General features: G+C 73.8%; 12 protein-coding genes. 9 read left to right on the top strand and 3 right to left on the bottom strand.

The features are described 5' to 3' along the window. Nucleotides 1–210 precede the first annotated feature (210 nt). Entirely contained in the window at nucleotides 211–810 is a 600-nt protein-coding gene (locus tag ABZ576_RS32070; RefSeq protein ID WP_360748837.1) for a class I SAM-dependent methyltransferase, read from the top strand. Nucleotides 811–955: 145 nt separating this feature from the next. Here the strand turns inward: ABZ576_RS32070 and ABZ576_RS32075 are convergent, their stop codons facing one another. After that, nucleotides 956–1,861: an oxygenase MpaB family protein gene (locus ABZ576_RS32075; RefSeq protein WP_360748840.1), complete on the bottom strand. Its 906-nt coding sequence runs from the start codon at nucleotides 1,859–1,861 to the stop codon at nucleotides 956–958. 107 nt (nucleotides 1,862–1,968) lie between these two features. Between ABZ576_RS32075 and ABZ576_RS32080 the strand changes: the two genes are divergently transcribed. Then, entirely contained in the window at nucleotides 1,969–2,256 is a 288-nt protein-coding gene (locus ABZ576_RS32080; RefSeq protein ID WP_360748942.1) for a hypothetical protein, read from the top strand. Nucleotides 2,257–2,398: 142 nt separating this feature from the next. Beyond that, the gene (locus ABZ576_RS32085) at nucleotides 2,399–3,241 is read left to right on the top strand and encodes a hypothetical protein (RefSeq protein WP_360748843.1); all 843 of its coding nucleotides are present in this window, start codon (nucleotides 2,399–2,401) and stop codon (nucleotides 3,239–3,241) included. Between the two features lie 120 nt (nucleotides 3,242–3,361). Here the strand turns inward: ABZ576_RS32085 and ABZ576_RS32090 are convergent, their stop codons facing one another. Together ABZ576_RS32090 and xylA are read right to left on the bottom strand one after the other, a co-directional pair. Further along, a complete protein-coding gene (locus ABZ576_RS32090) occupies nucleotides 3,362–3,550 on the bottom strand; it encodes a hypothetical protein (RefSeq protein ID WP_360748846.1) in 189 nt (62 codons plus the stop codon). Between the two features lie 180 nt (nucleotides 3,551–3,730). Then, nucleotides 3,731–4,897: a xylose isomerase gene (gene xylA, locus ABZ576_RS32095; RefSeq protein ID WP_360748849.1), complete on the bottom strand. Its 1,167-nt coding sequence runs from the start codon at nucleotides 4,895–4,897 to the stop codon at nucleotides 3,731–3,733. Nucleotides 4,898–5,052: 155 nt separating this feature from the next. Here xylA and xylB point away from each other — a divergent pair, with 155 nt between their 5' ends. From xylB to ABZ576_RS32125, 6 genes are all read left to right on the top strand, one after another. Then, nucleotides 5,053–6,507 (top strand): xylulokinase, encoded by a 1,455-nt coding sequence (xylB, locus tag ABZ576_RS32100; protein WP_360748853.1) that lies wholly within the window; start codon nucleotides 5,053–5,055, stop codon nucleotides 6,505–6,507. A gap of 33 nt (nucleotides 6,508–6,540) precedes the next feature. Then, nucleotides 6,541–7,749, top strand: coding sequence for an ROK family transcriptional regulator (locus ABZ576_RS32105; protein ID WP_360748856.1), 1,209 nt, complete (start codon nucleotides 6,541–6,543; stop codon nucleotides 7,747–7,749). Nucleotides 7,750–8,137: 388 nt separating this feature from the next. Further along, nucleotides 8,138–9,622, top strand: coding sequence for an APC family permease (locus tag ABZ576_RS32110; protein ID WP_360748859.1), 1,485 nt, complete (start codon nucleotides 8,138–8,140; stop codon nucleotides 9,620–9,622). 85 nt (nucleotides 9,623–9,707) lie between these two features. Beyond that, nucleotides 9,708–10,721, top strand: coding sequence for an acetamidase/formamidase family protein (locus ABZ576_RS32115; protein ID WP_360748862.1), 1,014 nt, complete (start codon nucleotides 9,708–9,710; stop codon nucleotides 10,719–10,721). A gap of 54 nt (nucleotides 10,722–10,775) precedes the next feature. Further along, nucleotides 10,776–11,378, top strand: coding sequence for an N-acetylmuramoyl-L-alanine amidase (locus ABZ576_RS32120; protein WP_360748865.1), 603 nt, complete (start codon nucleotides 10,776–10,778; stop codon nucleotides 11,376–11,378). A gap of 73 nt (nucleotides 11,379–11,451) precedes the next feature. Beyond that, entirely contained in the window at nucleotides 11,452–12,756 is a 1,305-nt protein-coding gene (locus tag ABZ576_RS32125; protein ID WP_360748868.1) for a GAF domain-containing protein, read from the top strand. The last annotated feature ends 35 nt before the right edge of the window (nucleotides 12,757–12,791 follow it).

Raw genomic sequence — 12,791 nt, forward strand, 5'->3', positions numbered from 1 at the left:
GTAGCGCACGAGCTGTCGGGGATCTCGCGGTCCGAGCCGCGCTCTGGGCCGACCGAGTCCAGGAGCCGGGCGGTGTGCATTCGCCCGGCGTCCTCGACCAGCCGGATCAGTCCGAGAAGTGCCGGGTCATGGCGCACAGTTGCGACGGAACGATCGGTCCCGCTCGAACGTGCGCACCGGGACGTTCGACGGTGAGGAATCATGCGGAGCATGAGCGACGACCACACACACGTCCAGGAGTTCTTCACCGCCCGCGCCGCCGACTGGGACACCCGGTTCCCGGACGACGGCCCGGCCTACGCGGCGGCCGTGGCCGACCTGCGACTGCGCGAAGGTGACCGCGTGCTGGACGCCGGCTGCGGCACGGGACGCGCCCTGCCGCCGCTGCGGGCCGCCGTGGGGGCTTCCGGGGTGGTGCTGGGCGCCGACCTGACGCCGGCGATGCTCCATGCCGCCGTACGGGCGGGCCGGGACCGCGACGGGCGGCTGCTGCTCGCGGACGTCGCCGCGCTGCCGTTGCGCTCGGGGTGCCTGGACGCCGTGTTCGCGGCCGGGCTGATCGCCCACCTGCCACATCCGGTGCACAACCTGCGGGAACTGGCCCGCGGGGTGCGGCCGGGCGGAACACTCGCGCTCTTCCACCCCATCGGCCGCGCCGCGCTGGCAGCGCGCCAGGGCCGCCGGATCACCCCGGACGACCTGCGGGCCGAGGGCAACCTCGGTCCCCTGCTGGCGCGTTCGGGCTGGCGCATGACGTCGTACGTCGACGAGGACGCCCGCTTCCTGGCGCTCGCGGTACGCGACAGCTGACGGCGCGGACGGGTCAGCCCGTTCCCGCGACAGCTGACAGCGCGGACGGTCAGCCCGTTGCCGCGACAGCTGACGGCGCCGACGGATCAGCCCGATCCCGCCCACGAGCCGTGCCGAACCCGCGCGGCTGCGTGACACCCTGGCCTCACTCGACGGGGTCGGCCGCTGAGGTGTCGTGGTGCCGCACCGGGCAGCCGCGCAGCCCGGGGACCGGATGGGTGCCCAGGTCGGCCACGCGGTAGCCGTTCGGGTAACCCTTGACCTCCCGGTTCTGGCGCGCGAAGTGCGGGCTGCGGCGCGGCGGCAGCAGCCGGACGAGCCTGCCGCGCGTCCGTACGGCGCGGCGCACCAGCGCGGTGGCGGCCGAGCCGGGCCGCGGATAGCGGAACGCGCGCAGCAGCGGCTCGTCGAGCAGGGCCAGGGTCGCCGTGCGCAGCAGCGGGGCCAAGGGGCGCGGATACCACGACGCCATCAGGTCGAGGGTGGCGTCGGAGACCCGCCGGGCCTCCTCGTCCCAGGCGAAGTGCTCTTCTTCGTAGGCGTCGAGAAGGGTCTCGAACTCCTCGTACGTACGGGGGACGTCCGGGATGCCCATGTGCCGGCCGAGGGTGCGGTAGTACTCGGTGCCGGCGACGATCTCGTGCCGGGACAGGCGACGCCAGCCGTAGGCGTCGATCCAGCGCCGGGGCACCACGACGAAGGTGCTGAGCACGTACCGCATGTCGTCGTCGCCGATGTCGTAGCTGCGGTGCATCTGGTTGATGCGCCGGATCGCGGTGCGCCCCTGCTCCGTGGCGAAGCCGTGTTCCACGACGGTGTCGAGGAGCAGCACGGTGTCGTCGTACCGCTTCTGCGTGCGCTCGGTCAGCTCCGCCGTCCGCGCGAGCAGCCGGCCGATGCTCGGCACCGCGTAGGTGCGGTACAGAGCCAGTTCCAGGGCCCGCGTGTAGTCCCAGGGGAACTCGTACGCCATGCTGATCCGGTGGATCTCCAGGGCGTCCGCCACCGGGTCGAGCCGGCGGATCCGCTCCAGGCGTTCGAACCGCTTCACCGCGCCGTCCCCCTTCTGCCACCGGATCTCCAACTCTACGTTGTGGAGCAGCAGATGGTGATCGATACTGCATTCCTCCGGGGAGACAGGTGATTCGTGTGTTCGGCATGATCCGCAGGTACAAGGACAGGCTCCGCACCTCCGCGTCCGCGCGGCCAGAGGGCTCCCGGGACAAGCGCTCGCACAACTTGTTCGAAGCCGCGGCCGTCTATGTGGCGGCCCGTGCGCAGGACGACCAGGACCGCGTCGAGGAGGCGTCCGCCTGGGTGTCACCGGAGGCGCTGTCCTTCGGCGTGAGCGAGCTGGCCTGCCGGGCGGTGGTCGCGCTGGCCCGGGAACGCGGTGAGTCCCCCGGTGCGGTGGCCCGCGACCTCCTCGGGCTGCCCGCCGCCTGAGCGGAACATCTCCCTCCAGATGTGACCGTTCCGCCCCTGTCCAGGCGAAGACCCGCAGCTCCGCGCCGGGGCCGGAGTCGTGACAAGCGGGTCCCGCTCGCACTAGGGTGCGCGCCGACGGACGAACCACTGGGAGGCAGGGATGGCCGGGACGGACCATGAGGCCGTCGCCGCCGCGGACGATGCGCTGTACGTGCTGACGGCGGTGCTGCTGACCCCGGCGCAGTTCCCGAGCGTGCTGGGCGACGACTACCCGGAGGCGTGCGCGGCACTGGACCTCGCGCCGCGCGCCGACGGGTACGGCCTGGTGCTGGGCCAGGACGGGGACGGTGCTCGCTGGACGGTCGTCATCGACGACGTCTCGCTGGTCGCCGTGGCGATCGCGTCCTGGGACTGCGGCATGGAGTACGAGCTGTCGCCGGACGAGCGCTCGGTCGTCGCCGCTCTGCCGGGCTGGCCCCTGGCGGTCGCCGTCGCGGCGCCCGGCGTGCCCGCTCCGCACGATCCCCCCGCCGAGGCGGCGGGCCGGCCGGCGCTGAGCCCGCCGGACACCGACTCCTGGGGGCCCGCCCAGCGCCGTCTGGGTGCCGACGAGATAGCGCTGCAGTGGGCGGCCTGGCGGCAGCAGATCGACGACGCCGACTTCCCCGCGCCCGGCGAGCGGGCCGCCTCCTCACAGTCCCCGCCCGAGGGCGGGGAGGGCCCCGTGGTGGGCGGGCACGCCGGTGTCCGCCGGGTGCTCGCGGAGGCGCGCGGCTACGTCGCCTCCCCGCCGCCGCTCGGCCGGGTGCGTTCGTCGTTCGCCCCGGGCGAGGCCCGCACGCTGCGCGCCGACGGCCCCGGCTGGTCGATCGTGGCCCGCACCGACGACATCGCCTTCGTCCTGCTCGACGACGAGCCCGGTGAGGTCCTGCCGGTGGGCCGGGGCCCCGAGCTGCCGGGGCTGCTGGAGGCGCTCGACAAGATGGCCGTACGGCCGCTGTGATCCGGAGCGGGCGGACAGCTGCGCCCCCGGTCGCCCGGAGGTCCGGGGGCCGACGGCGCCTCGTCCGCTCGGCGTGGAACCGAGGAGCCCGGAGGGTGCCGCCGGCGGCGCGACACCGCCTCAGCGGCCGATCTCCTTGCGGGCGACCCGGCGCAGCCTGCGCCGCTGCGCGGGGTCCAGGACCAGGTACGCGCCCGCGGGCACTCCCACCATGATCAGGAACGCCACCCACCACGGCACGGGCAGCCATATGAGCAGGATCAGCCCGATCGCCACCCCGCCTGCGGCGATCTTCGCGTTCTTGGACATGAGCGTCGCCTCCTTCGCGGCCACTGCCGCTCTCACATCCTGAAAACGGCCCGCCGCTCCCCGCCGGTTCCGTCCTCCGGCCCTGAGACATCCCGGAGACGCGCCCCCTAATGGCTCCACCGGAACCGGTGGGACGACCGCCCGTCCACGTGGGGACGGGCGGTCACGCGCGCATGGCGGTCAGCCGCGCGCTCCCAGCAGGTGGTCCATCGCCAGCTGGTCGAGTCGTTCAAAGGCCATCCCGCGCGCGGCGGCCGCGTCCACGTCGAAGTCCTCGAAGGCCGCACGGTCGGCGAGCAGGGCACGCAGTCCGTCGGCCGCCGTCGGCTGGGCCAGCTGGTCCAGCCGCGACGCGCGCAGCGCCTCCTGCACCTCCGGGTCCGCGCGGAAGGCGGCCGAGCGCTCCTTGAGGATGAGGTAGTTGCGCATGCAGCCCGCCGCGGACGCCCACACGCCGTCGAGGTCCTCGGTCCGCGGCGGCTTGAAGTCGAAGTGGCGGGGCCCGTCGTAACCGGCGCTCTCCAGCAGGTCGACGAGCCAGAAGGCGGCCCGCAGGTCGCCGGCGCCGAACCGCAGGTCCTGGTCGTACTTGATCCCGGACTGGCCGTTGAGGTCGATGTGGAAGAGCTTGCCCGCCCACAGGGCCTGGGCGATGCCGTGGGGGAAGTTCAGGCCGGCCATCTGCTCGTGGCCGACCTCCGGGTTGACCCCGTACAGCTCGGGCCGCTCCAGGCGCTCGATGAAGGCCAGCGCGTGTCCGACCGTGGGCAGCAGGATGTCGCCGCGGGGCTCGTTCGGCTTGGGCTCGATGGCGAAGCGGATGTCGTAGCCCTGGTCGGTGACGTACTCGCCGAGCAGGTCGAACGCCTCCTTCATACGGTCCAGGGCGGCGCGCACGTCCTTGGCGGCGCCGGACTCGGCGCCCTCGCGGCCGCCCCAGGCGACGTACGTCTTCGCGCCCAGTTCGGCCGCCAGGTCGATGTTGCGGATGGTCTTGCGCAGGGCGTACCGGCGCACGTCACGGTCGTTGGCGGTGAACGCGCCGTCCTTGAAGACGGGGTGCGTGAAGAGGTTCGTGGTGGCCATCGGGACGGTCATGCCGGTGGCGTCGAGGGCCTGCCGGAACCGCTTGATGTGCGACTCGCGCTCGGTGTCCGAGGAGCCGAAGGGGATCAGGTCGTCGTCGTGGAAGGTCACCCCGTGGGCGCCGAGTTCCGCCAGGCGCTGCACCGTCTCGACCGGGTCGAGGGCACGGCGGGTGGCGTCGCCGAACGGGTCCCTCCCCTGCCAGCCGACGGTCCACAGGCCGAAGGTGAACCTGTCATCGGGGGTGGGCTGGTAGTTCATGCCGCGGCTCCTTGCTGCGTACGACTATTCGTCATGGCGGTTTACAAATTAGTATGCGGACGCACCGCTGGGAAGAGACAACATGTCTTCGACGGCAAGGTGTCTTCGAACAGCCCACCGCACATCCCGCTCAGCCGCGGGAGAGGGAGAGCCCGATGTCAGCAGCCGAGGGTCCGCTCGTCGTCGGAGTGGACACGTCCACCCAGTCCACGAAGGCGCTGGTCGTCGACGCGGCCACCGGCCGGGTGGTGGCGAGCGGCCAGGCACCGCACACCGTGACCTCGGGGGCGGGCCGGGAGAGTGATCCGCGTCAGTGGTGGGACGCCCTGTGCGCGGCGCTGCAGCAGTGTGGCGACGCGGCGCACGAGGCGGCCGCGGTGTCGATCGGCGGCCAGCAGCACGGCCTGGTCACGCTGGACGAGCACGGCGAGCCGGTGCGCCCGGCGCTGCTGTGGAACGACGTCCGCTCGGCACCGCAGGCCCGCCGCCTGGTGGAGGAACTGGGCGGGCCGAAGGCCTGGGCCGAGCGCACCGGGAGCGTGCCGGGCGCGTCCTTCACGGTGACCAAGTGGGCGTGGCTCGCCGAGCACGAGCCGGAGGCGGTCCGCGCGACCCGGGCGGTGCGGCTCCCCCACGACTACCTCACCGAGCGCCTGACCGGACAGGGCACGACCGACCGCGGCGACGCGTCCGGCACCGGCTGGTGGGCCTCCGGGACGGAGGCGTACGACGAGGAGACCCTCGCGCACATCGGTCTCGACCCGGCACTGCTGCCCCGGGTGGCGCGCCCCGGCGAGGTGGTCGGCACCGTGCGCGACATCCACGACCTGCCGTTCTCCAAGGGCACCCTGGTGGCTCCCGGGACCGGCGACAACGCGGCGGCGGCGCTGGGCCTCGGCCTGCGTCCCGGCACTCCGGTGCTGAGCCTCGGCACCTCCGGTACCGTCTACGCCGTCTCCCGGCACCGCCCCACCGATCCGACCGGGACGGTGGCGGGCTTCGCCGACGCCCACGGGGACTGGCTGCCGCTGGCCTGCACCCTGAACTGCACGCTCGCGGTGGACCGTGTCGCGGCGCTCCTCGGTCTGGACCGGGAGGCCGTGGAGCCCGGCGGCTCGGTGACCTTCCTGCCGTACCTGGACGGTGAACGCACCCCCAACCTGCCGCACGCCTCCGGCCTGCTGCACGGGCTGCGCCACGACACATCCGCCGGTCAGCTGCTCCAGGCCGCGTACGACGGCGCGGTGCACGCCCTGCTCGGGGCCCTCGACCTGGTGCTCGACGAGGACGCGGACCGCAGTGCTCCGCTGCTGCTGATCGGCGGCGGAGCCCGGGGGACGGCCTGGCAGCAGACCGTGCGCAGGCTCTCGGGACGGCCCGTCCAGGTACTGGAGGCCAGGGAACTGGTCGCCCTGGGCGCGGCGGCGCAGGCGGCCGGCCTGCTGACCGGAGAGGATCCCGCGGCGGTGGCCCGCCGCTGGAACACGGCCGCGGGCCCGGTCCTCGAAGCCGTGGAGCGGGACCGGGCGGCCCTCGACCGGATCACCGGGGTACTCTCCGACGCGGCCCCGCTGCTCGACCGGGGGACCGGAGCCAGCCGCACGGAGTGAGCCGGGCGGCAGACGACGAGGATTGACGGAGGCATGACCGCACCGCCGCACGAGGCCCGCCAGCCGGGCACCGGCCGCCCACTGCCGGACACCCAGCAGGGCATGCGCCGGCGCAACCTCGCCCGGGTGATGCACGCCGTCAGCGCCGAGGGCTCCCTGTCCCGGGCGGCGGTGGCGTCCCGTATCGGTCTGACCCGGGCGGCGGTGTCGACGCTGGTGGACGAGCTGATCCGCTGGGGGCTGCTGGAGGAGCTGGGCCCGGAGCGGCCGGGCCGGGTGGGCCGTCCGGGCTCGGCGCTCGCGGTCAGCGGCCGGGGCCCCGCCGGGATCGGCGCGGAGATCGGCGTCGACCACCTCGCGGTGTGCGCGGTCGACCTGCGCGGCGAGGTCCGGGCGCGGGCGGTGCGGCACGGCGCCAACCGGGGCCGGGCGGCCGAGCCCGTGATCGCGGAGCTGACCACGCTGATCGGCCAGGTCGTCGCGGAGGCGGAGCGGGCACAGCTCTGGCCCGCCGGGCTCGCGGTCGCCGTGCCCGGCCTGGTGGCCAGGGACGGGCGGACCGTCGTACGCGCCCCGAATCTCGACTGGCACGACACCGACCTCGGCTCCCTGCTCCCCGGCACCTGGCCGCTGACCGTGGACAACGAAGCGAACTTCGGCGCCCTGGCCGAGCTGTGGCTCGGGGCCGGCACCCCCGGTGACTTCCTGCACGTCTCGGCCGAGGTCGGCATCGGTGCCGCGGTCGTCGTGGACGGCCGGCTGCTGCGCGGGACCCGCGGGTTCGCGGGTGAGCTGGGCCATGTGCCGGTACGGCCCGACGGTCCTCCCTGCCCGTGCGGCAGCCGGGGATGCCTGGAGCAGTACGCGGGCGAGGACGCGGTCCTGCGCGCGGCCGGGCTGGAGCCGCGCGAGGACCTGGTGGGCCTGCTCGCCGAGCGCGCCGGGGAAGGCGACGAGGGGGTTCGGGCCGCCCTCCGGGACGCCGGTACGGCGCTCGGTATCGCCCTGACCGGGGCGGTGAACCTGCTCGACCCCGAGACGGTGGTCCTGGGCGGGGCCCTGGCCGGGCTCTCGCCCTGGCTGCTGCCCACGCTGCAGTCGGAACTCACGGGCCGTACGGCCGGCCCGGCCTGCCCGGTGACGGTGTCCCGGCTGGGGCCGCAGGGGCCGCTCCTGGGCGCCGCGCACTCGGTCGTCCGGGCGGTACTGGACGATCCGGCGGTCGTGGCGGAACGGTCCTGACACCAAGGTGGGCGGCCTGCGGGCACGACTGTCGCCCGTGGGCGGTCCGCACGCACGGCCGTGACGAGGCGGGGGCGGCCGGGCGGCCGGCGCGCCCCACTGCGACGGGCCGCCGGTGCTGCCGCCGTCCGCGAGCGCCGGCCGCGCGCCGGCCGGCCCCGCGCGCGAGCGGATCTCACCCGTTCGGGTGACCGGTTTTTCCACAGGCCGCGGGTCGTCCACGGAACCGTGGCGGCCCCTTCTGCCCAACCGCCCCGCGTCGTACCGTGATTCACGCGAGAGGCAGCCGACGGGCCGTCATGACCGGTCAGGCGCTCGCGGAAGTGGCACGAGGTCGACAGGCACAGGCAGCGGGTGGCAGCGGCCCGACACGTATCGGGGGGGACACATGCCCGGGGAACCGAGCGGGACGTTACGGCACGACGCGATCGGATTGCGCGAGGTGCTGTTCCAGAGCATCACGGCGATGGCACCGGCCGCCGCGGTGGCCGCGTCGATTCCGTCCGGTGCCGCCTTCGCCGGCGGCAGCCTTCCGCTGGCGGTGCTGATCGCCCTGGTGGCCTGCCTCTTCACCGCCTCCTGCGTGGCCGAGCTGGCCAGGGAGCTGCCGGCGGCGGGCTCGGTGGCGACCTACGCGGCGCGGGGGCTGCACCCGGCCGTGGGCTTCCTCGTCGGGTGGGCCTACGTCTTCGTGGAGATGCTGGTGCCCCCGCTGCTGCTCCTGCAACTGGGCTTCACCGCGGCCGGCACGCTGCACGCGGAGTGGTCCGCGTATCCGGGCGACCTGTGGTGGCCCTGGTCGCTGGCGGGAGCGGCGGTGATCGCCGGCACCGGCTACCTCGGCGTCCGCGCCTCGGCCCGCTTCGGCACCGTTCTCGGCGTCTTCGAGGTCCTGGTCCTCCTGGTGTTCGCGGTCCTGCTCATCACCGAGGCCGGAAGCGCCAACACCCTGTCGGTGTTCGGCACTTCCCACACCGCGGACGGCTACACGGGGGCCACCGGGGTGTTCGCCGGATCCGTGTACACGGTGCTGGCCTTCGCCGGGTTCGAGGCGGCGGCACCGCTCGCCGAGGAGACGCGCGACCCACGGCGCACGATGCACCGCGCGGTCCTCGGCGCGGCCCTGGGCATCGGCCTGTTCTACGTGCTCACGACGTACGCGATCACCGTCTACGTCGGTCCCGACCGCTTCGCGGGGTTCGGTGCCGCCGGCGAAGCGTCCTGGGAGGGAGTCGCCCGGGCGTCGTTCGGTCTCTTCTGGGTGCTCGTGTTCCTCGCGGTGGTCAACTCCACCATCGCCAACGCCAACGCCAGTGCGAACGTCTCGACCCGCACGGCCTTCGCCCTGGCCCGCATCCGCGTCCTGCCCGGGCTGCTCGCCACGCTCCACCCCCGGCACCGCTCCCCCGTGGCCGGCATCGCCGTGCAGACCGCCGTGGCGGTCGGAGCAGCGCTCGGACTCGGCTTCGCCCACGGCCCGGTGACCGCGTTCCTGCTGCTCGCCACGGTGATCGTCACGGTCGTCGTCGGGGTCTACATCGTCGTGAACCTGTCCTGTGCCGGCTACTTCCTGCGGTCCGGCCGTGCTGCCCTCAAGCCGGTGCGGCACCTGCTGTCCCCGGTGCTGGGCACCGTCGCGTTCGTCCCCGCGCTGCTGACGGCCGCCGGCCTCCCGGTGTTCGACTTCGTGACCGAACTGACGCCGCCGGTGTCCTACGCCGGTCCGGTGGTGGGCGGGTGGATGGTGCTGGGTCTGGTGGTATTGCTCGTCTTGATACGCCGTCACCCCGAGCGCATAGCCGAGACCGCGCGCGTGCACCTGGACGCACACGATCCGGGCGCCGACCGGCAGGGCGGGGCCGTGCCCCGCTGACCAGCCGTCACCGCCGCGACGGCGACACCCGTCCGACCCGCTACCCCGGCCCGACGACCGCCCCGCAGATGGGAGGCATGCCACGATGACCGACCCCCGGATCCTCACCGTGCGCCCGGAACCCGATCAGTACGCCTGGACGTTCGGAGGAGCGGCGCCCCTGGCCCGTATCACGCCCGGCACGGTTCTCGACCTGTGGACGGAGGACTGCTTCGCCGGCCGCGTCCGTTCCGAGAAGGACCTCGTCTCGGAGGTGTGCGAGTTCCCGTTCCTCAATCCGCAGACCGGCCCCTTCCACATCGAGGGCGCCGAGCCCGGTGACACCGTGGCCGTGCACTTCGTGTCCATCGAGCCGGCCCGCGACTGGGCGGCCTCCACGACGGTTCCCCTCTTCGGTGCGCTCACCTCCACGCACACCACGGCCACGCTGCAGCCGCCGCTGCCGGAGCGGGTCTGGATCTGGCAGCTGGACCGGAGCCGGCGGACCGCCCTGTTCCAGGCACGGGACAGCGATCTGGAGCTGGAGCTGCCGCTGGACCCGATGCACGGCACGGTGGGCGTGGCACCCGCCAATCTGGAGGTGCGTTCGGCCCTGGTGCCGGACGCCCACGGCGGGAACATGGACACGCCCGAGATGCGGGCCGGTGTCACCTGCTACCTGGGCGTCAACGTCGAGGGCACCCTGCTCAGCCTCGGTGACGGGCATGCCCGGCAGGGCGAGGGCGAGACCTGCGGCGTGGCCGTGGAGTGCGCGATGAACACGGTGGTGGTCGTGGACCTCCTCAAGGGCGTCGCCACACCGTGGCCCCGGCTGGAGTCGGACACCCACATCATCTCGACCGGTTCGGCCCGCCCCCTGGAGGACGCGTTCCGGATATCACAGCTCGACCTGGTGCAGTGGCTGGTGAGCGACTACGGGTTCAGTGAGCTGGACGCGTATCAGTTCGCGACCCAGGCGGTCGAATCGCCCTTGGCCAACGTGTGCGACACCAACTACACGTGCGTGGCCAAGCTCCGCAAGGAATGGCTGCCCGCGCGCGAGACGTACCGGGGTGTGCACGCACGGCTGCGGGAGACCGCGAGGGCCCTGCGCCCCTGATGTACCCGCCCTGCCCCTGACTCCCCGAGAGGGCCCCCTGAGAGGCATCCCGCCATGGACATGGACCGAGTACCACGGCTCAGCAGACGACGGCTGCTCAAGGGCGCGGCACTCGCCGCCGTCCCCTACGCGCTGCTCCCCGACGCGCGCGCCGGCGCGCACACCGCATCGGTCGACTACCCGGCCGCCGAGTGGCGGCCCGCCAGCAGTTCCAACTACACGGTGTCCGCGCGCCCCGGCGCCTACGCCATCGACCGGGTGATCATCCACGTCACGCAGGAGACGTACGCCGACACCCTGGCGATCTTCGGCAATCCGCAGAAGAAGGTCTCCGCGCACTACCTGGTCCGCTCCGCGGACGGGCACGTGGCCCAGTGCGTGCGCGAGAGCGACATCGCCTGGCACGCGGGCAACTGGACCTACAACACGCGCAGCATCGGCATCGAGCACGAGGGCTGGGTGGACCGACCCGCCTACTTCACCGACGCGATGTACGAGGAGTCGGCGCGGCTCACGGCGGCGGTCTGCGCCGAGTACGGCATTCCCCGGGACCGGGAGCACATCATCGGCCACTATCAGGTGCCCGGCACCGACCACACCGATCCGGGGCCGGGGTGGGACTGGGTGCGCTACATCAGAATGGTCAACTTCGCCTAGCCGGGGCGAAGGCGCCACCACCTGCGCACCGCACCGCAGCATCACCGTCGTTCCACTGTCCGGGGAGGCCGAGTTGACCGATCCTTGGGTGGCCCTGGAGCCGGGGGCCGATCCCGTCGAGCGCGTCCGGGTGCTGCGCCAGGCGCACGAGACCTTCACCACGGCGGGGACGGTGCCGCGTCCGGTGCGCTCGGTGGTGGCGGAGTCGTGGCGGCGCAGCGCGCGGGCCGGTGTCGGGCCGGACGGCACCGCCAGCGTGGAGATGACCGACGGCGACCTCGGCAGCTATCGCGCGGAGCATCCGCTGGCCCGGGTGATGCCGCTGTTCCGGGAGCTGATGGGGACGTTCGCGGCCGACGGGGAACATCTGCTGGCGGTCTGCGACGCGCACGGCAGGCTGCTGTGGGTGGAGGGGCACGCGGCGACCCGGCGCCGTGCGGACCGGATGAACTTCGTCGCCGGGGCCCGCTGGTCGGAGAGCGCGGTCGGCACCAACGCACCGGGGACCGCGGTCGCCGTGGGCCGGCCGGTGCAGGTGTTCGCCGCCGAGCACTTCATGCGGCGGGTCCAGCCGTGGACGTGTGCCGCCGCCCCGGTGCACGATCCGCGTACCGGGTACGTCCTGGGGGCCGTGGACATCACCGGCGGTGACAGGCTCGCCCATCCGCACAGCCTCGGTTTCGTGCAGGCGGTGGCGCGGGCCGCCGAGGCGCAGCTCGCCCTGTCCGCCCCGCGGCGGTGCGAGCAGGCCGCGCTGCTGAGCGCGCTCGGCCGGGACGAGGCGGAGCTCACCCTGGACGGCCGGCGGCTGCGGCTCAGCCGCCGGCACAGCGAGATCCTGGTGCTGCTGTCCCGGCGTCCCCAGGGGCTGAGCGGCGACGAACTGCTGTGCGCGCTGTACGCGGACGAGTCGGTGACCCCGGTGACGCTGCGGGCGGAGCTGGCGCGGCTGCGCAGGCTGCTGGGGCCGGAGCTGCTCGCCTCACGGCCGTACCGGCTGACGGCCGCGGTCGAGTCGGATGTGACGGTGGTCGAGCGGCGGCTGGAGGCGGGTTCGCTCACGACGGCGGTGAAGGCGTACACCGGCCCGCTGCTGCCCGGCTCGCAGGCCCCGGCGGTCGGCAGGCTGCGGGAGCGGCTCGCCGGCGGGCTGCGCACGGCGCTGATCGCGCACCGCGACCCGGACCTGCTGGCGGACTGGGCGCACGCGCCCTGGGGCGAGGACGACATCGAGGTGTGGCGGGCGCTCGCCGCGCTGCGCCCCACTCCCCCGGTCCGCGCCCGGCTCACCGCGCTGGAGGCCGAGCTGGGGGCGCCGTCCGGCCGGTCGCCGGCGCGGCCCCGCGGCGCAACGTACTTGCAACGTCCGCGTCCCTAGCCTCGCGTCGGGAGCTGCCCGACGGCGGGCAGCGC

This window comes from Streptomyces sp. NPDC013455, assembly GCF_040632975.1.
Lineage (GTDB): Bacteria > Actinomycetota > Actinomycetes > Streptomycetales > Streptomycetaceae > Streptomyces.

What these genes read in the sequence shown, in the direction of transcription:
- xylA (WP_360748849.1), bottom strand. Translation starts at nt 4,897, where the DNA reads ATGAACTACCAGCCCACCCCCGATGACAGGTTCACCTTCGGCCTGTGG.
- ABZ576_RS32110 (WP_360748859.1), top strand. Translation starts at nt 8,138, where the DNA reads ATGCCCGGGGAACCGAGCGGGACGTTACGGCACGACGCGATCGGATTG.
- ABZ576_RS32120 (WP_360748865.1), top strand. Translation starts at nt 10,776, where the DNA reads ATGGACATGGACCGAGTACCACGGCTCAGCAGACGACGGCTGCTCAAG.
- ABZ576_RS32080 (WP_360748942.1), top strand. Translation starts at nt 1,969, where the DNA reads ATGATCCGCAGGTACAAGGACAGGCTCCGCACCTCCGCGTCCGCGCGG.
- ABZ576_RS32070 (WP_360748837.1), top strand. Translation starts at nt 211, where the DNA reads ATGAGCGACGACCACACACACGTCCAGGAGTTCTTCACCGCCCGCGCC.
- xylB (WP_360748853.1), top strand. Translation starts at nt 5,053, where the DNA reads ATGTCAGCAGCCGAGGGTCCGCTCGTCGTCGGAGTGGACACGTCCACC.
- ABZ576_RS32115 (WP_360748862.1), top strand. Translation starts at nt 9,708, where the DNA reads ATGACCGACCCCCGGATCCTCACCGTGCGCCCGGAACCCGATCAGTAC.
- ABZ576_RS32105 (WP_360748856.1), top strand. Translation starts at nt 6,541, where the DNA reads ATGACCGCACCGCCGCACGAGGCCCGCCAGCCGGGCACCGGCCGCCCA.
- ABZ576_RS32085 (WP_360748843.1), top strand. Translation starts at nt 2,399, where the DNA reads ATGGCCGGGACGGACCATGAGGCCGTCGCCGCCGCGGACGATGCGCTG.
- ABZ576_RS32090 (WP_360748846.1), bottom strand. Translation starts at nt 3,550, where the DNA reads ATGTCCAAGAACGCGAAGATCGCCGCAGGCGGGGTGGCGATCGGGCTG.